The sequence below is a fragment of the Levilactobacillus koreensis JCM 16448 genome (assembly GCF_001435525.1).
GTDB lineage: Bacteria > Bacillota > Bacilli > Lactobacillales > Lactobacillaceae > Levilactobacillus > Levilactobacillus koreensis.
In genome coordinates, this window is the sequence record NZ_AZDP01000026.1 from 18,662 (window position 1) to 40,571 (window position 21,910).

At 50.1% G+C, this 21,910-nt stretch carries 18 protein-coding genes; 7 read left to right on the forward strand and 11 right to left on the reverse strand.

What is annotated here, in order from left to right; all coding sequences use genetic code 11:
- Positions 1-48: 48 nt before the first annotated feature.
- Positions 49-2,922, forward strand: a complete 2,874-nt coding sequence (locus tag FC99_RS01750) for an MMPL family transporter (RefSeq protein ID WP_082153253.1) — start codon at positions 49-51, stop codon at positions 2,920-2,922.
- A 127-nt stretch (positions 2,923-3,049) separates the two neighbouring features.
- On the opposite strand, the gene FC99_RS01755 is transcribed toward FC99_RS01750, so the two are convergent.
- The gene (locus FC99_RS01755) at positions 3,050-4,483 is read right to left on the reverse strand and encodes an MFS transporter (protein ID WP_048735137.1); all 1,434 of its coding nucleotides are present in this window, start codon (positions 4,481-4,483) and stop codon (positions 3,050-3,052) included.
- Positions 4,484-5,071: 588 nt separating this feature from the next.
- Between FC99_RS01755 and FC99_RS01760 the strand changes: the two genes are divergently transcribed.
- Positions 5,072-5,713: a DUF1295 domain-containing protein gene (locus FC99_RS01760; RefSeq protein ID WP_048735133.1), complete on the forward strand. Its 642-nt coding sequence runs from the start codon at positions 5,072-5,074 to the stop codon at positions 5,711-5,713.
- Between the two features lie 156 nt (positions 5,714-5,869).
- On the opposite strand, the gene FC99_RS01765 is transcribed toward FC99_RS01760, so the two are convergent.
- Complete coding sequence (locus FC99_RS01765; RefSeq protein ID WP_048735132.1) at positions 5,870-6,343, reverse strand: MerR family transcriptional regulator; 474 nt, start codon at positions 6,341-6,343, stop codon at positions 5,870-5,872.
- A gap of 341 nt (positions 6,344-6,684) precedes the next feature.
- Between FC99_RS01765 and FC99_RS01770 the strand changes: the two genes are divergently transcribed.
- A complete protein-coding gene (locus FC99_RS01770) occupies positions 6,685-7,176 on the forward strand; it encodes a C40 family peptidase (protein WP_048735129.1) in 492 nt (163 codons plus the stop codon).
- Positions 7,177-7,519: 343 nt separating this feature from the next.
- Here FC99_RS01770 and FC99_RS01775 read toward each other — a convergent pair whose 3' ends face one another.
- The gene (locus tag FC99_RS01775) at positions 7,520-7,954 is read right to left on the reverse strand and encodes a GNAT family N-acetyltransferase (protein ID WP_048735125.1); all 435 of its coding nucleotides are present in this window, start codon (positions 7,952-7,954) and stop codon (positions 7,520-7,522) included.
- A 16-nt stretch (positions 7,955-7,970) separates the two neighbouring features.
- Positions 7,971-8,636 (reverse strand): histidine phosphatase family protein, encoded by a 666-nt coding sequence (locus tag FC99_RS01780; protein WP_048735122.1) that lies wholly within the window; start codon positions 8,634-8,636, stop codon positions 7,971-7,973.
- A gap of 369 nt (positions 8,637-9,005) precedes the next feature.
- On the opposite strand from FC99_RS01780, the gene FC99_RS01785 reads away from it, so the two are divergent.
- A complete protein-coding gene (locus FC99_RS01785) occupies positions 9,006-11,156 on the forward strand; it encodes an LTA synthase family protein (RefSeq protein ID WP_048736375.1) in 2,151 nt (716 codons plus the stop codon).
- Between the two features lie 697 nt (positions 11,157-11,853).
- Here FC99_RS01785 and FC99_RS01790 read toward each other — a convergent pair.
- Entirely contained in the window at positions 11,854-12,843 is a 990-nt protein-coding gene (locus FC99_RS01790) for an NAD(P)/FAD-dependent oxidoreductase (protein ID WP_048735121.1), read from the reverse strand.
- A gap of 40 nt (positions 12,844-12,883) precedes the next feature.
- On the opposite strand from FC99_RS01790, the gene FC99_RS01795 reads away from it, so the two are divergent.
- A complete protein-coding gene (locus FC99_RS01795; protein ID WP_048735118.1) occupies positions 12,884-13,639 on the forward strand; it encodes an alpha/beta hydrolase in 756 nt (251 codons plus the stop codon).
- Here the strand turns inward: FC99_RS01795 and FC99_RS01800 are convergent.
- Positions 13,624-14,667 (reverse strand): PrsW family intramembrane metalloprotease, encoded by a 1,044-nt coding sequence (locus FC99_RS01800; RefSeq protein WP_048735115.1) that lies wholly within the window; start codon positions 14,665-14,667, stop codon positions 13,624-13,626. The two genes, FC99_RS01795 and FC99_RS01800, sit on opposite strands and share 16 nt — an antisense overlap.
- Positions 14,668-15,261: 594 nt before the next feature.
- Between FC99_RS01800 and FC99_RS01805 the strand changes: the two genes are divergently transcribed.
- Both FC99_RS01805 and FC99_RS01810 read left to right on the forward strand, forming a co-directional pair.
- Complete coding sequence (locus FC99_RS01805) at positions 15,262-16,221, forward strand: nucleoside hydrolase (RefSeq protein WP_048735114.1); 960 nt, start codon at positions 15,262-15,264, stop codon at positions 16,219-16,221.
- Between the two features lie 213 nt (positions 16,222-16,434).
- The gene (locus FC99_RS01810) at positions 16,435-16,782 is read left to right on the forward strand and encodes a hypothetical protein (RefSeq protein WP_048735112.1); all 348 of its coding nucleotides are present in this window, start codon (positions 16,435-16,437) and stop codon (positions 16,780-16,782) included.
- Between the two features lie 393 nt (positions 16,783-17,175).
- On the opposite strand, the gene FC99_RS01815 is transcribed toward FC99_RS01810, so the two are convergent.
- From FC99_RS01815 to FC99_RS01835, 5 genes are all read right to left on the reverse strand, one after another.
- Positions 17,176-17,835, reverse strand: a complete 660-nt coding sequence (locus FC99_RS01815; RefSeq protein WP_048735110.1) for a hypothetical protein — start codon at positions 17,833-17,835, stop codon at positions 17,176-17,178.
- Between the two features lie 96 nt (positions 17,836-17,931).
- Complete coding sequence (locus FC99_RS01820; RefSeq protein WP_048735107.1) at positions 17,932-18,747, reverse strand: Cof-type HAD-IIB family hydrolase; 816 nt, start codon at positions 18,745-18,747, stop codon at positions 17,932-17,934.
- A 121-nt stretch (positions 18,748-18,868) separates the two neighbouring features.
- Positions 18,869-19,681: an alpha/beta hydrolase gene (locus FC99_RS01825; RefSeq protein ID WP_048735106.1), complete on the reverse strand. Its 813-nt coding sequence runs from the start codon at positions 19,679-19,681 to the stop codon at positions 18,869-18,871.
- 2 nt (positions 19,682-19,683) lie between these two features.
- Positions 19,684-20,826 (reverse strand): PTS transporter subunit EIIC, encoded by a 1,143-nt coding sequence (locus tag FC99_RS01830; protein WP_235805843.1) that lies wholly within the window; start codon positions 20,824-20,826, stop codon positions 19,684-19,686.
- Between the two features lie 206 nt (positions 20,827-21,032).
- Entirely contained in the window at positions 21,033-21,848 is an 816-nt protein-coding gene (locus FC99_RS01835; protein WP_048735100.1) for an HAD-IIB family hydrolase, read from the reverse strand.
- Positions 21,849-21,910: the final 62 nt, after the last annotated feature.

Consider the following 21,910-nt stretch of genomic DNA (forward strand, 5'->3'; position numbering starts at 1 on the left):
TGCTTGCACGGCGGGAAATTGATTACAGAGAGAGGACTCAGATTACATATGCAAGAACGGATAAGAAAGCTCCACCACAACCGCATCTTTGCACTCGTATTCTGGCTTGTCGTGGTCTTCGCGGCCATCGTCACCTTGCCAAACGTCAGCACCATCATTCAATATGATGGTCAACCACAATTGGCGAATACGAGTCAACCCGTTAAGGCGACCCAGATTCGAAATAATTGGGGCCGTAATTTAAACGGGACTTACACCGTTAACGCGGTCTTTAACAATCCGGATGGTGCCTTAACCAATAAACAACTCGCAGCCGTCAACAAATCGGTCTCCGAATTGCAAAAACGGTCGAACTATTATGGCATCCAAAAGATTACAACGATGACCAACACACCAACCAGTAAGCCACAATTATTCTCGAAGGATAAGTCGACTGAAGTGGTTCAACTGGCCGTGAGTCATAACCAGGGGACCGTTCGGCAAATTACCGAACAGTTGAAGAATCAAATTTCAACCGTTGGCCTCAACACCTACGTGACTAGCCCCGAGATTATTAGCGACGCCGCTAACGAACACATCTCGTCGTTTACGCTGATCGTCATTCTAATGACGTTACTGATTGCCTTAGTTGCCATGGGGATTTTATTCGCATCACTCATTGCCCCAATCATTACGTTCCTTGCTATTTTAATTAGCTATATTTCAACGCTTAGTCTGGCAACTAACCTGGCCTACCACTGGAACTTCGCGTACTCCGAGTACACGCCGATCTTCCTGTTGCTAGGAATCAGTCTATTTACATTGCTGACGAGTTTCTGGTTCTTTAGGGAGCTTCGGGACTTGGTCGACGATGGCATGGAGAGTCAAGAAGCCACGTCCAAGGTGATTCACGACTTAGGCTACCGGATTCTCATCAGTACCCTGAGTTTGACGATTGCCTTTGGCAGCCTCATGTTCTTTGACTTCTCCACTATTCGGGCCTTTGGTCTGCTCGGCGTGGGCTTTGCCATCACCGGGATTGCCAGTGTCAGTCTGGTCCCTGTCTTCTCCGGGATGCTCGGTGCCAGTCTCTTCTGGCCCAAGAAGACGCGGCCCCAGCTTAAGGATCACAAGTTCTGGCACAACTTAGCCCGTTTCGGGTTCTGGCAGCCTTTGCTTGCCATCGTGGTCGTCCTCTTCGTTGTCGGTCCATTTGCTCTCACTTACCGTAATCAACTGAACTACAACAACACCCAAGATATTCCCAATAACCAAGCCGTGCAGGGTGCTCGGGTTCTCAGTGCGCACTTTGGCCAAGGTAAATCAACGCCAGTGACGCTTTACGTTCAAGCAGATCAACGCTTAGACAATCAAGATCAACTGTTCCAATTAGATAATTTGACCAAGAAATTAAGAGCCCAACCTGGGGTCAGTGCGGTAACCTCCGTAACCCAGCCAGGCGGCCAACCCATCACGCAGTACTACGTTTCTAACCAATTGAACTCCCTCAATGAAAACTTGACGGGCGTCGTTGGCCAACTGGGAACAGTGCGTAACGACTTGAAGTCGGATAGCATCAACCTCCGGCAAAAGGCGTTGAAAAACGAGATCAAACGGTTAAAGAAGCTGACGTCACAAACTAATAACTTGGTCAGTGACAGTAGCACACTGGAGAGTTCCCTGCAAACGGCACTGAGTCGTTCCAGCGCAACGGGGAGTTCCAGCACCTCTAAGAAAGTCACCAGCTACATCAATCAGTTAAATAAGGTCAACACCGAATTGAACTCCGCGCTGACGACCCTGACGTCGTTATCTAGCGATGCCAGCACCGTCAACACCGGAACCAGTGCCGTTCACTCCAACTTGAGTAACTACGCGGAAACCTTAAAGGCCGTCAATGACAGCCTGAACAGTTCCCGTAAACAAGTGATCAGTATGCAAAAGTCCTTAAACAACATCTACCTGTACCTGGGTGGCCTGCAAACGTCCGAAGCAGCCAAGGCTTTGTACCTCTCACCAACGCAAATTGCTAGCGGTGACTTCCAACAATCCTTGGTCAACTTCACCGACGAAAAGGTCAAGGCGACCTACCTGACGATTACGTTGAAGCAGGAGCCTAACGCCCAGAATACAGCGAAGACGTTACGGCATTTAAAGACAGTTGCGACCTCACAACTCCGTGGCACCTCGCTTAAAGATGCCAAGTTGACCTTTGCGGGCCAACCGGTTGTTGCCGCAACCATCCAATCACAATATCAACACGACTTGCCACGCGTCCTACTGTTAGTGCTCGGGATCATCTTAGTGCTCCTGATCATCTTCAGTCGTTCGCTGTTGCAGTCCACGTACTGGTTCTTGACGTTCATTCTGTCTGCCTTAGCTGGCTACCAGCTAACCCACCTCTTGATGGCGTGGTTGACTGGCAATGGCGTCTTCAACTGGCAGGTTCCCCTGTTGTCATTCGTACCACTGACCGTCCTGGCCGTGGTCGAATTGACCCAACTAGCACTGAGCTACCGGTTAAACGATGCCCCACTGTTGGAATGGTTATTACCAGGCATCAAAGAAATCGGGCAAACTACCCGGCACTCGCTTTTCATCATCATTACGGGTGTTCTGGGTCTGCTCGCGGCTGAATCACAAGTCTTAACGGCGGTCGCTTTGATCACCATCTTAACGGCCATCATCTTCAACTTGGCACTGCCGATCATGGCGGCTTCATTTGGGAAACTTTCCGTGACCCTCCCTGCCAAGAAGCCTTACGAATTCTTCAGCGGCAAACCGAAGAGACGTAATCCGCACAGAAGAAAGCGTCGCAAGACCCGTTCTCGCCGGACCCGCTCACGGAAACGTCGGAGCAAGAAACCAGCAACCGATGTGACTACGCCAAGCACGTCGGAAACACCAAGTAGCAGTGATACACCAACTGAAACTAAAGATTAAACCTAAATCAGCGTCACGAGTTCATTCTCGTGGCGCTGATTTTTTATATTGATGTAGACTTACCGCACTACGGCTGCCAGGGATTCCGCCTGCTGTGGGGAACCCTGGCAGCCGTAGTCGACAAAATTTAAGCTGTCCGTCGTTTCAACAGCCGCCAACCGGTGATGACAGTGGCAACAAGGCAGATGGACAGTGCGACCATAAACGCCACTCGCATCCCGTCAATGAAGATTTCCGGGTGAGCCGGCAGATAGGCCGTCACATGATGACCTGCATAATGGCCCATTGCGGAGAACAAGACGGTCGTGGCAATCGAGATACCGATCACCATCCCCAGCTCGCGCGCCAGGGCATTGACACCACCAGCAACGCCTAAGTCCTGGACCGGCACAGAACTCATGACGATCGAGTTGTTAGGTGCCATGAAGATTCCATTTCCTAATCCTACCAAGCCGATGAAGAACATGAAGACCCAGAGCGGTGTTGCCAAATTAGCCAGCATGTAGCCAACCTGACTGATGGAAATCAGGACTAACCCAATAAAGGTCAACAGCTCCGGCCCCACTCTGTCGGAAACTGCCCCAGCAATTGGCGCGACGACCACTTGCACAATCGGAAAGGTCATCAGCGCGTAACCTGCGTAGTTGGCGGCCATTCCTCGGGCGTTTTCCAAGTAGAATGGCGCAATCACATTGAAGAAGAAATTGGCCACGAAGATCAAGAAGGCACAGAGAATACTGATAGTGAATCGTTTATTTTGAAATAATTTCAATGCTAAGATGGGATTGTCAACACGCAATTCCAGCCGCACGAAGATGAACATAGCCGCGACTGCCACCGCAAACAGGCCGAGAATCACCGGCCGCGTGAAGCCAATCTCCTGCCCCACGAAGACACCCGCAAACAGGCTGATCATGATGAGCGCAAAGAGACTGGCACCCGGTTTATCGATACGTTCGTCACTCACCGTAATATCCTGCGGCAGAATGCGCTGACCAATCAAGATGGCAATGATGCCAACCGGCACGTTGATCCAGAAGATGTACCCCCAACCGAGGTGCGCTAAAATCAGGCCGCCAATACCAGGCCCGGCAATACTGCCCAACGCAACAAAGGAGCCAATCATTCCCAGTGCGCGGCCCCGTTCCTTAAACGGAAAGACTTCCGTAATGATACCGTTATTGGTCGCCATGGTCATGGCCGCACCCACGGACTGAATGACCCGCGCGCCCAGCAGAAAGGACAAGCCCACGCTAAACCCGCTCAGAAAAGATCCGCTGACGAACAGCAACGACCCAATTTTGAAAATACGAATTTTACCGCGGGTGTCCCCGAGCTTACCGAACAATAGCAAGAGCGCACAGATGGCGATCAGGTAGATTGAGACCACCCACTCCGCCTGGTTCATTGGAATTTTCAAATCGTGACTCATGACCGGCAACGCAATATTAACGATACTGGCGTCCAGCGTCGACATAAACGTAAAGAGACACACCGCCACTAGAATCCACCAACGATGCTTTTGAATCTGCGGGTCGGCTGCAAATGTCTTTGCTTTCATATTTCCTATTCTCCCTTAATGCAAGTTTGTTAGGCGCGCAGTGATCCAGTTGGCCTGAGCTTGTGCCCACAGTTGTTGTAGGTGATTGGGCTGTAAGGCATCGACCATATCGGATGAACCATTCGCGGATTAGTCATTAAATCGTCGCGCATCGTTTGTAAATTTTCCAGTCGAAAGTGGCTGAACCGTTGAAAGTCCTGAAGCACGCGCCGCTGTTCAGGGGCTCTCAGCAAGTGAAGAAAACTACATTTGATTTGAAACACGAGTTACGCTTATTTGTTGATTGCGACCGGCTCTAACACTAGCTTGTGAAAGTGTAGGCGGCCCCGTGGTGTGATTTCCGCCCACTTTTTGGTTCGCAGTGCCTTGCGCAACTGGTACTCCGTCATGGTTTGGTCCATTAACTGCCCTAAAACGGATAAGTCGTACATTCGTCCAGCCCCTTTCCGTCGACTTAGTATAGTGTATCGGGAAGAGACGTTCAAGGAAAAATCAACCGAACTAATTTGCCTTACCACCGCACGATTTCCCTTTGCCATCACAGGGTGATTGGGGTACGCTAAACTTATCAAAATTGGAGTGATCAACATGTACGGTCGACAAAAATCCGCGCCGGGAGCGAAAGTTCTAATCCTGCTCGCCCAGTGCGTTTACCTGTTCATTAGTGGCTACTGGCTCATTCAGTGGGAACCAGACCATTTGCTGGCAGTCCTCGTGGTAAGCTGTCTGGACATTACCTTTTTGCGTCTCAAAGCCATGATGTTTATCTGGCTACCGCGCGGGATCGGTTGGGCCGAGGCACTGGGAAATAGTCTAGCCTTTGGATTGTACTACCTTGGGTTCCCCCTCTTCTTAATTTTCGGTGGTGGCCGGCACCTCATCGCCATAGTACTAGGTCTTCTCTTGTTTCTCATCGGTAGCGGCCTCAACACGACCGCGGAGCTGCTACGCAAGCCGTTTAAGGACGACCCAGTCAACCGGGGGAAATTGTACCGCGGTGGCCTCTTCCATTATGCCATTCATATCAATTATTTCGGCGACGTGCTTTGGGTACTAGGACTGGCACTACTGACGGGAAACCCGTATGCGCTGTTGGTGCCGGCCCTGCTGCTGACATTGTTCGTCTTCTCCTACATTCCCACGGCGGACCGCTACCTTGCGGCCAAGTACGGCGCTGACTTCGCAGCCTACCAGCGGGAAACGAAAGAACTCATTCCGTTTGTTTGGTGACTTTTCCACCTTTGACAACGAACCGTTACTATCCGCTTAACTGAATGCTATTGTGACAATCAGAACCGTTCTAGTAGCTGTACGATGATAGTCTTTGTTAACCAGCAAAAGGCACCCACCACCGAATGTCATCGGTACGCGGGTGCCTCATTTTGTCTAGTTAGGTGCTGCCTGAGTCATGCGGTGGGCCTCGTCGTTAGGGACTAACCGATACGTGACCGGACCATCATCCTCTGGCATCAGTGCCATCAGCGTTTGTTGCTCGTCGAAGGCCCCCAGGTTAATCGCCATTTTTCCATCAATTTTCGCGAATCCTTTTAAACCGGTCTTGATGAAGCGATGAATGTAAGCAATGCGGTCCTTACGACTCTGCGCTTGCTTAGCTGCGGCTGCCAGTGTGTAGCCCTCATCCATAAAATATTTGATCATGGAAACGCCAATAAACGTCTTAAACGTGTAGACCCGCGCTTGCTGACCGTCTTCGCGCTCCTGCGATGTAATCAGATTTTTCTTTTCCCAGTACCGCAGTTGCCGTGCCGAGACCCCGGTCATCGACGAGAGCTCCCCAATACGAAAAACCAATCGTTGTACGTCGAAAAATTGTCGCATTTCATTTGTAAATTGTGCCAAATTATACGCCTCCACTTCACTTAAAATGGTCATGCGATATCACAGATTCCGTATTAAACGTCAAATATTCTAAATTCGATACTCTGGATTCCGAAATTACTTTACGCTGACTCACCTAAATATTAGGACTTTCAGTCAGCAACGCCGAACCACTAATCTATGTTAAATAAGTTACCATTCATGTTAGATAATAGCAAGTTTCTAACCAACTGAGCAGTATTGTTGCGAAAAGTAACGATTTGTTTAAGACATTTAACGCCACTGCAACTGGCTTGTTACATTCCTGTCACATTAAATTGGTATTCTAGTACTTGTAAAATTCATGAGGGGTGCTAGATAAAATGAAAAAAGTGATCAAGACAATTGCAACATTCGCATTAGTTTTAACCGGATTCTTCGCCGTTAGCGAAACTACGACGACTACTGCTTCAGCTGCTACTTCAGATGACTTCAGTAACATTTACCAAGTTGCCAAAGCTCATATGGGCGCACGTTACGTTTACGGCGCTACTGGTCCTACTGCTTTTGATTGCTCTGGCTTTACCGGCTACGTTTACAAGAAGGGTGCTGGCGTAACTTTACCACGGACCGCCCAAGCACAATTCAACTCTTTGAAGCACGTGAGCTACAAGCACATCAAGAAGGGTGATTTGGTCTTCTTCGGTGGTAGCAAGTACTCTATCTCCCACGTTGGGTTATACGTTGGTAATGGCAAGATGATCGATGCTCAAAACCGTGGCGTTGTGCGTGAAGCCGTTCATGCCCCATGGTGGCACGCTGTTGGTTACGCTCGCGTCTCAACCAGTGCTTCAACAGCAACTAACGCTGACTAATCAATTTATCAGCCTCTGATGAATTTAAATTGAACGATTGAATTTTACCACGTTGCGCGCAAGTAATTGACTTGCCGCAACGTTTTTTTTACACAGAATTTGAGGTCTTTCTGTAACAATTGATATGGCTACTACTGAAACAGGCAGCCGACACTCCCCCTACTTTGCTCGCCTAGACCATGGTGACTTTGATGACGTACGGTCTTGTCAGGACTTCAAAGTGCGCGAAAAGCATCCCCTCCACATCAGGCAAGATTCCTAACAACCACAATGTGACAGTTTTTGCCCAATATAAAAATCGGCCAAGATACTCTCTCGACCGACCACGGGCAACCATATCAATTTAATTTTCCTGATACTCAACCGTCCGGTGTTGAATTCCGGCTTCCTCGAAGGGCTCTCCCACCGGCTTGAAGCCAAGTTCTTCATAGAATGCTAATGCCGTTAACTGGGCGTCCAATTCGATGTGGGCGACATCAGAGCTCTTGGCATCCTTGATGATCTGTTTGATCAATTCTCCAGCATACCCGTGCTTACGGGCACTGGCCACCGTAGCGACCCGCTGAATCTTGACCCTGTTGCCACCAAGCATATCGATGCGTGCGGTCGTGACGGGTTTATCGTCCACGTAACCGACGTAGTGCATCTTATCCTCATCGGTGCCGTCCAACTCAATCTTCGGGTCGATACCCTGCTCACCAATGAAAACCTCCTTGCGAATTGCCAAGGCATCGTCGTAACAAGGATTTAATTTCCCCCATGCCATTCTACATTCCATCAAACCAACCTCATTTCTAATCTTTTTGATTGTAACTCAGCACCTGAATGTCGTCCGGCGTCAACAATAGCTTGGTCACACTACCATTCGCTGGCCGCACACTCAGGTCAAATTTGCCCTGACCGTAACGTTCCATCAGACTCAGCAACGTGTTGCCGTGACTGATCATCAGAACATTATCGCCGTCATGGACCGTGTCGTTGTGCCGAATCAGATCGAATCCCTGGTCAACTCGCGCCCAGTACTCCGCGTTATTTTCGGCCTGATGAAACGGATCGGCTTCCTTTAAAAAGTCCTTGGCTTTACCGATCGAATACTTCTCTTCGATGGCCTTAAAGGTGGGGACCCCGTGCGGCGCGCCCGCCACGTACCAGGCCTGCGCCATGTCCGTCCCCTCATAATAACCGTAGAATTCTTCTCTAAAGAACGGTGCCGGGGTCAATTTCGGTGCTGGTTGGGACTGATTGGCCGCTAAAATGGTGCGTGCGGTCTGTTCTGCCCTAGTTGTGTCACTGCAGTAGGCCGCCGCGAACTGGACGTCTCTGAGCCGCTCACCGGCACCCTTGGCATCCGCAATGCCCGCCTCGGTTAGCGGTGAATTACTCCACCCCTGCAACTTATTATAGATGTTAAAGTACGTTTGACCATGCCGGACTACGTATAAGGTCACTTGCTTATCCATTTAACGCCACACCTTTCCTAAATCGTCATCAGGTCCGTTCAACCTTTAGCTCTAGTGTACCAAAGAATGCCAAGGTAGCGGTTACAATTTGACAATCTGACTTAAAGTTTTCCTAAACTTCGACCAAAAGTTGCCAGCACAGGCGGTTCTTTGCTAGGATAGACAAAATGTCTCTTTTTTACTATAGGTACTTATCGGCCAACAGATATGGGCTGGACCGGTGTGCGCACAACTTGAAGTCGCGAAAGAATCGGGCCTTCAGGATTAGTTTTCTGCTAAGCCGGAATCCTTGGCAGCCGCAGTGCGACCTACTTATCCAAATAGGATAGTTAACCTATCTATGGTAGAATGAGACGATTACAGGTGTTAATGAAGGAGCGAAATATCGTGGAACGTTTCAAAAGAATCTGGGCTAGGACAGGGACCCGGATGGGCTTTGTGACCTTAATGGTCGTCCTGTTTTGGCTAAAAACTCTAGTCGCCTATTTCGTCGACTTCAAGCTTAACTTAAGCGATCCGTTTCAGTTTCTAATCTTGCTACTGAACCCCATCGCAACGACCATCCTACTCTTCGGGTTGGCTCTCTACTTCAAGCGGGCACGCTTCTTTTACCCCTTTTTATTTTTAATTGATATTCTCAATACCCTGCTGCTGTACATAAACGTCATTTATTTCCGGGAGTTCACCGATTTCATGACCGTCAGCACCATGCTGGGCTACTCAAAGGTCGACCAAGGGCTGTCCGGCAGTTCGCTTGCGCTGACCTCGCCGCATGACATCTTATTTTGGCTCGACCTGGTCGTCGTGCTCGTGCTCATTGCCACGCGCCGCATCTACATCGACCCACGCCCCGTCAACAAGCGGGTGGGCTTAGCCGTCACCTCCGCCGCGTTGTTGGCCTTCTCCGTCAACCTGACACTGGGGGAAATGGATCGGCCACAACTCCTGACACGGACGTTCGACCGCACCTACGTGGTGAAATACCTGGGGCTCGACGCCTTCACCGTTTACGACGGTATCAAATCCGGTCACACCAGCGAATTGCGGTCACACGCCAAGAAGTCCGAGCTGACCGGCATTCTGAAATACGTCCACAAAAATTACGCCGCGCCAGACAAGAAACTCTACGGCGTTGCCAAGAAGAAAAACGTCATCATCATTCACTTGGAAAGTTTCCAGCAATTCTTGATCAACAAGAAGATCAACGGCCAAGAGGTCACGCCATTTTTGAACAAGCTCTATAAGAGTAAGTCCACTTATAGCTTCGACAACTTCTTCCACGAAGTCGGCCAAGGCAAGACTTCCGACGCTGAAACGATGCTGGAAACCGGGACGTTCGGTCTGCCACAAGGGTCGCTCTTCACGCAGCTGGGAAACGACAATACCTTCCAGGCCGCCCCGGCTATCTTTGATCAGGCTGGCTATTCAACCGCAGTCTTCCACGGAAACGTGGCCAGTTTCTGGAACCGCAGCAACACCTACAAGAACCTCGGTTACCAGTACTTCTTCGATGCCAGTTATTACGATACTTCTGGTGACAAATCACTGGGCTATGGCTTAAAGGATAAGCTATTGTTCAACGATTCCGTGAAGTACCTGCAACATTTACAACAACCATTTTACGTGAAATACCTAACCGTCACGAATCACTTCCCGTTCACCCTGGACAAGGAAGACTCGACCTTTAAGACGCCGAATACCGGTGACAAGACCGTCGACAACTACTTCAAGACGGCCCACTACCTCGACCAATCCATCAAGGAATTCTACGCTTACCTGAAGAAATCCGGGTTGGCTAAGAACTCCCTGGTGATGATCTACGGGGACCACTACGGAATTTCCAACTCGTCAAATAAGAGCTTGGCCAAATTACTCGGCGTCAATCCGGACGACTGGGACGATTACGATAACGCCCAGCTCCAACGGGTACCGTTGATGTTCAACATGCCCGGCTACAAGAAGGGGAAGGTTGAGCACACGTATGGTGGCGAGATCGACGTGTTGCCAACGCTAATGCACTTGATGGGAATGAATTTCAAGAAGTACATTCAATTTGGGACCGACCTCTTCTCGAAGGAACACAACCAGGTCGTCGCCTTCCGTAACCGTGACTGGGTCAGCCCAGACTATACCTCGGTCGATGGCGCCATTTACAGCAACAAGACCCAACAGGAAATTCACCCGACCGGCGCGTTGAAGGAAAAGATTGAAAGGATGCAAAAGCACGTCAATCAAGGTCTGAACTTCTCCGACTCGCTGAATCAAAAGAATCTCCTGCGCTTCTTCCATCCTAAGGGCTTCACGGCCGTCGACCCATCGGATTACAACTATTCCGACGGGCTCGAAAAGGAAGAGAAGTTGGAGAAGAAACTGGGCTTGAAGTCCACGAGTCTCTTCTCCAGAAACGGTGATAAGTCCACGCAACCGTTCTACCAGACGGACGCGCCAGAACTCGGCCACAAGACGACCGATTCCAACCGGATCAAGATCACCAACCAAGACGATACCAGTGGTAAATAACGATTTAAAAAGCCGCCTAGCATTTGTTTGCTGGGTGGCTTTTTTGTCGCTGATGAAATTGATGTAAAATGGCCGCCTGCGGCTGAAATTGAGTTGTCCACAGAAATTGGTTATGCACAGGACTTACGCCGATAGTCAATTGCGTTCTCAACAAGTAAATGTGCATAAGCGACTACTTATCCACTGTTTAGGTAGTTATAATCACAGTTTGTATGACCTTATGCACTTATTCTTCAAATTCCAAGTGAAACCGTGTGGAAAATACTATTCCACCCTGTTCATAACTTATTACCAAACTCTGTATGTGGATTAGTCTGAGAGTTACCAAAACTCAGTGCAGTCAGTTTTCCCCAACTGTTAAGAAGTCTGACCCCCTGTTGAAAACTTCCAGCATCCGTTTCTCTTATTGAAGTGCACAATCTAAGCCGGAGGAGGACAGGGATGTAGCCAGCCGTGGTAATGGTCTTGGCTGGCGTCCTTTGCTAGCCTAGACCATGGGCGACTTTGAAAACATGTGAACTTCATGGTTTCAAAGCGAGCGAGAAGACTGGTGTTCTTCCAGTCTGAAGCGTCCCCACAGCAGGCGGAATCCCTGGCAGCCGCAGTGCGACCAGGTTATCCACCACACGATAAAGAAGCTGGCCGTTCGATCTTTAAATCGACCAGTCAGCTTCTTTGGTGTTTGAGTGAAACTGTTTTATTGTTTAGTCATAGAGGTGCTGTGCACCGGACCGCGGCGGTCGGGGAAGAATTTGCTCATGATGGCCTGCACCGCGATTGGTGCCTCACCGTATCCCGTCGCAATCAGCGGTTGTTTGCCAGGGTACATGACCCCGTCGCCAATGGCATAGATGCCGTCAACACTGGTGGCCATGGTACTGTCCACGGCAATCAAGCGGTGGTCTTCCGCCATGTCTACATCCCACGCATCCAACGCGTGATGATCAGCGGTAAAACCGTAACTCACGACCAGTTTGTCGACAACCTGATGGACCATCTCCGCATCGGACCCGACTGGTTTCAAAGTCACATCGAGTTGGTCGCCAGCGGCCTGTAGGTCCCGAATCAAGTACGGTGTCTTCACATTGACCGTCGACGTATTTAAGAGATCGACCATGTGGGCCAGTCCACGGAATTGGGCCCGCCGGTGGAGCAGCGTTACGGATTTCGCAACGGGTTCCAGCATCAACGCCTGGTCAATGGCCGCGTCACCGCCACCGGCCACCATCACGTCTTGATCACGGAATGACTCCAAATCACGGGCGGTGTAAAAGAGCTGCTTGCCGGCAAAGGCATCCGCCCCGTCCACGTTTAATTTCCGCGGAGTAAAGGCGCCGTTTCCCACCGCCACGATGACGGCGCGCGTCTGGGTCGTCTCCTTAGCCGTGGTGACTGTAAAGCCCGCGTCATTCGGCGTAATATTGGTGACAGCCTGCCCCGTCTTAATCGTCAGTGGAAATTGCTTAAGCTGTTCCTGCTGGGCGGCAACCAAATCGCGACCTTTGATTGCTGGCAAACCGGCAACGTCTAAAATCGTTTTCTCCGGGTACAGCGCGTTAACTTGGCCGCCAAGTTCCGCCAGACTTTCTACGACCTGCGTTTTGGCGTTGTGCATGCCAGCGTAAAAGGCCGCAAACATACCGGCAGGACCGCCACCAACAATGGTAATATCATAAGTTTCCGTCATGAGTAAAGACTCCATTCTAAATTTTTAGGAGGTGGTCACCGTGAAACATCGTCGCGGCCTCACCGTTTTGATGACAATTTTAATCGTGCTAAGTGGCCTCGGATGGTGGTGGCATAGTCGTTGGCAGGTTCTCAACCACGTTCGCGTGCCCCAGACCCACACCGCGACCCTCTTTCTACCGGGAAATAGTGGGGCCTGGCTCTCCATGCGCAGTATGGTCCTGAGTCTGGACCGCCCCCACCTCGCATCATTTCCCCTTACCGCGCGCGTCAGTCAAGCCGGTCAGGTCACCTGGCAACAGCATCATGCCGTCACCACGAACCCGCTGATTCCGGTTATCTTTAAGGATAACACGCACGCACTGCGGCAGTCGCGGCAGCTGATCACCGTGCTCGATCAGCTCCACGGCCGCTACGGCATCACCCACGTTAACTTTGTCGGCCATTCTTCGGGCGGTACGATTGCCTATGACTACCTGAACCACCGGCCCCAAGCACCCGTGACGGTCAGCCGACTGGTCTGCATTGGCGCCGACTTTCCGGAACGGCAACCGCTGAAATACCACTATCCGCAACTGCACATTTTGAACTTAGCCGGCGAAATTGAGGCTGTGGGCAACGACAGCGAGGTCCCGGCCAATACGGTCACGCCGCTCCGGCATTTAGTCGCCGGTCGGGTTGGCAGTTACCGCTACGAAGAGGTCCGCGGACCCATTTGGCAAACCCAGCACTCGCTGTTACACGAGAATCCTCAGCTTGATGTCAAAGTGATCCGATTTCTCTATCCGCCCAGTTGAGTCCGTTTCAGAATTCGCTGACCCTGTAGCGTGCGGGCTTCACGTAAGCCGGCATTGATCAGCACGAAGATGGCGACCCACCCGGTGGCAATCAACAGCCACTGCTGCAGGTAGAGAATGTCGAGCAGGGCAAACGGTGCGTTCCAGTCCCAGATGGCGTGCAGGGCAATCGCGAGTAAGTAGAAGCGGAGAAATTTTGGTTTGACCATGCTACTCCCGGTCACGGGCTGGTGCCCCTCTTTGGCTAAAATAATGGCGGCCCCCATGATGGCTGACCAAATGGTATGGGTCCCGATAGCTTGCCAGCTCCGCATCAGCAGCGTCACCAAACCATATTGTCCGGTATAGCCGGCCGTCTCAAAGACCGCGAACCCGGCTCCAATGGCAGCACCAACGAGTAATCCATTGAAGATGTAATTGAGATGAAACCGGTTGATGAAGGCCGCAATCACCAGCATCTTGGCGGTCTCTTCGATAAAGCCCACGATCAATGCTGACTCCCACGACGTCCCGTTACCCGACGGAATCAGCGAATACAAAATCATCGTCGCGACCAGAGAAAGAATTCCGCCGACCAAGAAGACCGTCATCAACTGGTAAACTGAAATATTGCGAAACACATTGATTTCAAAAAACATGATCAATAAGGAAAACGGCACCGTCAGTGAGCCGATAAAAATCATGCCGGGAACCGCATTGTCACTCCGAAAAACCAGGAACAGCATGGCTAGTAAAACAAAGCTGGCTCCCAGTAACGCAAAGACACGTGAAAATAACCAGGGCTTCACTGGCGCCGCCGATACGGCTTCTAGCGAGGGCGTGGTTTCTTTGGTACCAACAATGAATAAAGCTTCGGCATCATCGAGGTCGTGTGGCTTAAAAACTTCCGTGAACATGGAGAACAAGTGAATCTCAACAACCTTGTTCTCACCGGTCCACTCGTTCATTTCCTTTGTTGCGTCATCTAATAAATGATTATGGTATTGAAACCGTCGTTTGAACGGCTTCGTGGTCTCCTTATCGGCCATTACCTTAATCCCCCTTCATCTCTTCTTTTTTAATTGATTAAAAACTTTGTTGCACTGCAACTGCCAGGGATTCCACCTGCTTGGCATGCGCTCTACCACTACTGATAAGGTGAACTGTGCTATAAGGTTTTAGCTAGCTCACCAAATGTCCTTTAGGCCTCTGCAACATATTTCAACTTCAAATGTACTATTCCATCATGCTTGACGTCAATTCAAGACCGCTTAGCCGCTTTACCGACTAAACTTTTATCATCCCTAATTTGACTACCCAATATTAGTCGCAAGTACGGTGGTGAGCAAATCAACTGGCTGGTACTATCGATTAAAGATGGCTCTATTTCTGCCCCATCATTCCTAACGAAGCCTGGCCTTCCGCTTGGTCTTGCCTATCGCCAATGTCGCCAATTATTTTTTTAATATTCGGGTCTAGCCCGCGATGCCCTTTAAAACAGGGAAAACCTGTCCCCTATCTTACCTTGAAGTCGGGTCAGCTTCAACTTGGTGTGCGAGTGAGCTTGCTAAATGTAACCAGTTACATTATAGTTAGAGTAGGCTTTATAGCTTAAATAAGAATCAAAGGGGAGACAATATATCATGGCAAAACGCAAAATGATTTTGGACTTGGATACTGGTATTGACGATTCTCTTGCAATCGCTTACGCATTAGGTGCTCCTGATGTTGACTTGATTGGGATCGTCGGCTCTTACGGCAACGTTGTCGTTGAAGCTGGTGGCCAAAACGCATTGAAGATTTTGGAATTATTGGGCCATACCGACATTCCAGTATACTTAGGTGAAAGTCATTCATCAACTTCAGATCACTTCGACCGCATGGAAGTTAGTGCAAACATTCACGGTCAAAATGGTATTGGTGAAGTTGACTTGCCAGAACCAACCCGTGCTATCGAAAAAGAATCCGGTGTTGATTTCATCATCGACGCTGCACATAAGTACGGCAAGGATCTGACTTTGGTTCCAACTGGTCCAATGACCAACTTGGCTGCCGCTTTAAAGAAAGCACCAGAAATTGCCAACGAGATTGGCAACATGACCTTCATGGGTGGTGCTTTGACTATGCCTGGTAACGTAACGGCTTACGCTGAAGCTAACATCAACCAAGATGCTGAAGCTGCTAACGCCGTCTTGACTAGCCCACTTCACTCAACAATGGTTGGGTTGGACGTCACGTTGCGGACCCTCTTAACTAAGAAGGAAACCAAGCAATGGCGTGAATTAGGCACGGTTGCCGGTGAAAAGTTTGCCGACATCGTTGACTACTACATCGAAGCCTACAAGCAATTCAACGACAACTTGGGTGGCTGTGCTTTGCATGACCCACTAGCTGTTGGGGTTGCTTTGGACCCTAGCTTCGTTACCACGATTGACTTGAACATGGTGGTTAACTACAACAAGGAAACCTACGGCCGGACTATCGGTGACGATAACCGTCTGAACGAACCTACGAACGTTAAGGTTGCCGTTATGGTTGACAAGGACCGTTACCTCAAGGTCTTCATGAACTACTTAACTGCTCTGTTCAAAGCTAACAAGTAGACTTAAACCAACATGATATCCCCTGATTAACTGCTAGCCCCACCCTGATGATGGGACAGCGGTTAATCCGTGGTGGTAAAACGGTTTATGCCTCAAAAAAGGCGCTCGCCTAGCGAACGTCTTTTTTTGTATTTTCCCGTCGAATGGCTTTACTCTGATTACAAAATCCCCTAAACTGTAAAGACAATCTCAAACGAAACGGAGGCGGCCACCTTGCAACCCATCATTCAACCCGAACACCGCGTCATCAATGGTCTTAGTTATCTCAGCGTCATCTTCATGCCAGTCGGTTTCCCGCTACTGGTTCTCATCATTAGCGCCTTTACGCCACTGGCCCCAGACGTTCGCCGGTCAGCCCGTCACGCCCTGGTTCTCCAGCTACTGCCCTTTATCAGCTTCATCGTCTTAATGCTAGGTCTAGGTGGCATGTCCATCTTCACCGGCGTCAGCAGTCGCCTACTGGTTGGTGGTGGTTTTCTGGTCACTGCCTTACTTGTCCTGATTAGTGCGGGTCTCTACCTGTATAACATTTACCGCGCCATTCGCATCTTTGCAAGCTAGTTAAGAGTAAATTCACTAAAATTGAACGGACTGTAACTCTATTATGTATTACCATGACAACTATTGAACCCTTTGTACACTCCATATTTTACTGGCTAATCAATAACCGTTTGACTATCTTCTCAGTCAACAAGAAAACACTGCGTAAGCCGAGAGGTCGCCAGATATGGGCTCAGGCGCGTCGTTCTGCTTAGTTAGCGGGTGACTTTCCCACTGGCTTAGCAGAAGACCAACCTTGTAGACTCGTCCTTTTCGAGGCTTCAAGTTGTGTCCGCACCGTTCCAGCCCATATCTGGCGGACGGTAAGGCGAAGGAATACTAAACCGTCCAATTTATAATGAGCATTAAAAAACGTCGCCACGACAACCGTGACGGCGTTTTTATTTACACGAATTATGATCTGTAATTGAAGTTGTTGACCATGGTGGTTACCCCTTGATCGGCGTATTTCGTGGCATATTCTTCTTGTTGTTCTTCAGTTAAAGCACCTGAATCTGCGAAGGCCTTCAAGTATTGCTTGTACAGTGTTGGCTTTACGTATTTCTTAGCGTAAGCTGGTGCCGGACTCTTCTTGACCTTGGTGTAGGTATAGGTCGTCCCAGTCGTGGCTAACCGCCGACTAGCCTTGCTCCCCTTAAGTTTAGTCGTAAAGGTCGTGCTGGTCTTCTTAGTCAATTTGAACGTGTAAACGGTCTTGGTCAATGACGTTGTCGTCTGGCCATCGGTCGTCGTGAACTTGATCAACTTGTACTTGGTGGTCAACGTCCGCTTGTTCTTACTGAGCTTGATGGAGGTTGGTACCCCGTATTTTACGTTAGGGGTTGCACCAAAATCACCGAAGATCAACATCTGACCGGTCTTTTTACCGCTCTTGTAGGTCTTAAAATAAAAGGCTGTCTTTGATTTATCACTCTTGTAATAACGCTTCATATCGGTATTCGTAAAAGTAGGCTTTGCCTTCGTCTTGGCACTGGCAACGCTTGGAGATACCACGCCACCTAATGTTCCTACAGCCATAACAACTAATCCTAACTTAATCCAAAAACGCTTCATCCCAAAAATCCTCCTTCAAATCTTCCCTTTAATTCATCCACTCATCTGTTTACATACTGCCATAGCCGTCACCCAAACACAAGTGACATGCATGGGTTAGTTTTTAAGTTCAGTAAAGACCTGTTCCAGATAAGCGGCGATGCCTGCTTCGTTGTTACTCTTAGGGGTAATGTGGTTGGCGGCCTGCTTAACTGCAGGTTGGCCATTTAACATAGCGACCCCATCGCCAGCGGCCTTGATCATCCCCAGATCATTTTCCGCATCACCAAATGCCATCAGATTGCTGAAATCCCAGCCGAAATGCGTTAACAATTGACCCAAGCCAACCGCCTTATCCATATCAGCCGCCAGAAATTCCAAGATTTTAGGCTGCGAACGAACCACGTGATATTGTTCATGCATAGCCGGCGTTAAGTTGGCCACCACGTCGTCTAAGACTGCGGGCGCCGTTGCCATCACAGCCTTACTGAACAAGTGATCCGGTAAGTCGTTAAAGGCCGTTGGCGTAAACGTCATTGGGGCCTTCAGCATCTGTTCATATTCCGACTTAGTGAGATCGGCGACCGGATATACTTGATCGAAATCGAGCACGTCTAATGGATACCCGTGAGCCGTCGCAAATTCATGGAGTGGTTTAAAGTCGTTACGACTCAACCCACTCTGCGCTAAGGCTTCCTTCGTCGTATTTTGAATCACCAGCGCCCCGTTAAACGTAATCGTGTAATCTTCTGCGGTCGTTAGCCCCAGTTGCTCCAGATACCCCCAGATGGCGTTGATTGGCCGTCCAGTACACAGCACCACTTTAACCCCCGCTGTGTGTAACTGTCGTAATGCAGCTGCGTTGGCCTCACTGATAGTCTTATCCGTGTTGAGCAGAGTTTCATCTAGGTCGAGCGCAATCATCTTAATCATTCGTCTTTGACCTCCGTTTCACTGTCTAGTTTACACGTAACCGCTACCGAAATAAACAGTGTTTCCGGGATAGTTACGCCAAATTTAAGGCGGTAAAATGGTCGGCCACAACTCACTTGTTTCAAAGTAAATACTGTTGAATGAGGCTGACGATCTGCTGATTTTCCGGTAGGTTGGCATGATTAGCATTCGCCCCGGTAACCGTCATCTGGGTAAAGTTCTTCACCTGATTTTGGAAAATGTACTTGCCCCGGTTTACACTGTCAAATGGCACGATGCCATCCCCCGTGTAGGTCTTACTGCCGGCAATCGAGTAGACGACCAACTGCTTGGGTAACCGATTCCGATTGGCACATAACCGGTCAAAGAGCGGCGTATCCACCTTAGGGTTCTGTTCCTCCAAATTAAATGGTGCGGCGATCGTCATCAACTGATCGGCATGAACGTGAGTTGCGGCCAACTCATCTTCCATGAACAGCGTCAGGACCAACCCGCCATTGGAGTGACCCATCGCCGAAAAATGATTAAAGGCATACGTTTTCTGCAATGCACGAAAGGCAATGCCAAACCACTTAGCCTGATTTTCAATGTTGGCCGCCCCATCGTGCCGATTCTGAAACCCCACCACGATATACGGCCGCATATCATCTTGGCGGATGGTCCCCGAATACTTCAATGTCCCATCCGTCATCACCTCAACGCGCAGCAAGCTGTGCTTCGTTCCCGATTCCTTATTAAGCTCCTTGACCAGCGCGTTGAACCGATTCTGTGTCGCACTGGACCCGGGCACCAGAAACACCGGTGCAATCATACTGCGATAGTTCGCACGAACATGTGCCTCTTGATGCGGCCGCCAAATAAAACCGGGCAGGCAGAGTAGAAAGATGGCCCCTAGAATCAGCCAAAAACTGTGAAACGTTCGTTCTCTTCTCATGTTCACTCACCCCTTTGCGCTAATTGGAACCATTTCACAAACGGATAGTAAATGGCGGTACTGATCACAAGATTGATGATCGCCAATATCAGCGCTGCCCAGCTGCCACCGGTTCCTAAGTAAGCAATCAAGGGCCCGGGCGTTCCGTTTGCCAAAGGGTAGGCGACTGCTGGAACTAATTGTAGCCGAACACAGGCCCAACTGATGAGGGTGCAAGCCAGCGGTGCAAGTAAAAACGGCACTGCTAAAGTTGGACTAAACATCACCGGGAGGCCCACCAGCAAAGGGGTATTCAAGTTGCCCAGCGTCGGTAGTGCACTCAGCCACCCAACACGACGTTGCAAGGGGTCTGGCTTACTCAAGAAAATGGCGAGGAGCAATGCCAACACCATTCCCGTTCCGCCCATAGTCGTATAGACGCTCACAATTGTGTGCAACGTCACTGGGTGTGGCAGTTGCCATCCACTGTGATTCAAAACGGCCGCCAGGTTCTGGGCCGTCTCAATCGTTTGCCCGCTTCCAGTCGTTAGGGGTCCTAGTGCCCCCAGCCACTGAAGCAGACTGCTGAGCGTGCTGAATCCCAGCAGCCCAAGAATAAAGTGTGGTAACTTAAATGGCCAACGTACGATGCTGGCAAAAGCCACGTTGAGTCCCACCGTCTGGGTGCTGATCCACAGCAAGCCCAATGCCGCCATGACTAGCAACCACCCACTGGTAATCGAGAGCGTCCGGGGCAAGTTTTCTTCCACTGTCGACTGGCGTTGAAGCCACCACCGATACCCATTACCCACTAGGAGTCCCATGAGAATCCCGATGCAGACACCCTGAATACCTAAGTTGGTTGAGAGCCACTGGACCGGCTTTAGTGTCAGGACCGAAGCCCGATTCACGTTAAAGAATTTTAAACTGATCACGGCTGTCATGCCGGCAATCAGGCGGTCGGTCGTGTGCGGCGTGACGGCCGCAACTAGATAAAAGCTCACAGCAAATGCAAGCAGAATCGCCGCAAAACCAAGCGTTCCGGCACTGACCAGTCGAAAGTAGGCGCGCAACACCTTAAGGGGCCAGTCCCAATGACCCACGCCCAAGGTTTGGTAATAATAGCCCGTCTTTTGTAACCACGCACTGTCAAAAAAATCTGCCAAGCTCCCAAGGAGAATGACTGGGAAAACTAATTTTAGCGATCGATAAATCGCGTTCATTTGTCGACTGTGGTGCCATCTAATCTCTAAGCCGATTAGATACTTTCCCAATGGACTAGTTTGTGTCATAACCCCTCACCCCCATTACCAGTGATTTTACGTGATAACGACGGTGTTGGGGGTCAAAAGATAATTGGTTCGGAAGTCCCTCAAACTAGCCACGTCTCTATCTGTTCCATGACTACCCCTTGATCATTTGTCAGCGGCAATACTGCCACATTGGCCAAGAGTTCTGGTGCGGCATTGGCCACAGCCAGCCCCTGGCCAACCAGTTGTAACATCGCCAAATCATTGCCCGAATCACCAAATGCCGCCATTTCACGCGGGTCGATCTGCCACAAGCTACCCAGCTGACTGAGTGCCGCCGCCTTACTAACGGTTGGCAAGCTCACATTGAGTCCGCCCAGACCACTACTCGTTGCCGTGATTTTCCCAGCAAACTCACGATTGAAGGCGGCCTCCTGCTGGGCAACATCGTCTCGCAACCAAGTCACGTCTAGCTTGAGGATCTCATCTTGTACGGCACTGAGGTCGGCAACGCTAGTCAGGCTGGGATAAAATGCCCGCGACGCCTGAAACCGACTGCTATCACTGGCCAGTTCGGTGTACGCGGTCGCGGCCCCACAGGCAATCAGAAAGTTATCGGCCATAATAGGCGCCGTCTGAAGCCACCGCACCGCCGCGCGCCAGTCCGGCATTGGCATGGGGTGCGCCGTCAAAATCGTTCCATTTGCTAACGCAATCAACGCGCCGTCCTCCACCACGTAAGTTAGGTCGCTAGCGTTTGCCAATCCCGAAAACAACTCGATAACGTGATCTAGCGGGTCCCCGGTCGCAACGACAAAACGCATCCCCCGCCGCCTCATTTCCGCTAAAATTCGATCAAAGCGGTGCTGGTCATAGCGCCCCGCGTCATTTAAAAACGTCCCGTCTAGATCCGTTGCAATTACCCGTGGTGTCGTCATGGTCGTACCCCCTTCAAAGTATGTCCATCGTACCCGACGCCCCATCGAGAAGCAACGAAATC

What these genes read in the sequence shown, in the direction of transcription:
- FC99_RS01750 (WP_082153253.1), top strand. Translation starts at nt 49, where the DNA reads ATGCAAGAACGGATAAGAAAGCTCCACCACAACCGCATCTTTGCACTC.
- FC99_RS01780 (WP_048735122.1), bottom strand. Translation starts at nt 8,636, where the DNA reads ATGGATAAGCAAGTGACCTTATACGTAGTCCGGCATGGTCAAACGTAC.
- FC99_RS01820 (WP_048735107.1), bottom strand. Translation starts at nt 18,747, where the DNA reads ATGATTAAGATGATTGCGCTCGACCTAGATGAAACTCTGCTCAACACG.
- FC99_RS01825 (WP_048735106.1), bottom strand. Translation starts at nt 19,681, where the DNA reads ATGAGAAGAGAACGAACGTTTCACAGTTTTTGGCTGATTCTAGGGGCC.
- FC99_RS01800 (WP_048735115.1), bottom strand. Translation starts at nt 14,667, where the DNA reads ATGGCCGATAAGGAGACCACGAAGCCGTTCAAACGACGGTTTCAATAC.
- FC99_RS01785 (WP_048736375.1), top strand. Translation starts at nt 9,006, where the DNA reads ATGAAGGAGCGAAATATCGTGGAACGTTTCAAAAGAATCTGGGCTAGG.
- FC99_RS01770 (WP_048735129.1), top strand. Translation starts at nt 6,685, where the DNA reads ATGAAAAAAGTGATCAAGACAATTGCAACATTCGCATTAGTTTTAACC.
- FC99_RS01815 (WP_048735110.1), bottom strand. Translation starts at nt 17,835, where the DNA reads ATGAAGCGTTTTTGGATTAAGTTAGGATTAGTTGTTATGGCTGTAGGA.
- FC99_RS01755 (WP_048735137.1), bottom strand. Translation starts at nt 4,483, where the DNA reads ATGAAAGCAAAGACATTTGCAGCCGACCCGCAGATTCAAAAGCATCGT.
- FC99_RS01805 (WP_048735114.1), top strand. Translation starts at nt 15,262, where the DNA reads ATGGCAAAACGCAAAATGATTTTGGACTTGGATACTGGTATTGACGAT.
- FC99_RS01760 (WP_048735133.1), top strand. Translation starts at nt 5,072, where the DNA reads ATGTACGGTCGACAAAAATCCGCGCCGGGAGCGAAAGTTCTAATCCTG.
- FC99_RS01835 (WP_048735100.1), bottom strand. Translation starts at nt 21,848, where the DNA reads ATGACGACACCACGGGTAATTGCAACGGATCTAGACGGGACGTTTTTA.
- FC99_RS01775 (WP_048735125.1), bottom strand. Translation starts at nt 7,954, where the DNA reads ATGGAATGTAGAATGGCATGGGGGAAATTAAATCCTTGTTACGACGAT.
- FC99_RS01790 (WP_048735121.1), bottom strand. Translation starts at nt 12,843, where the DNA reads ATGACGGAAACTTATGATATTACCATTGTTGGTGGCGGTCCTGCCGGT.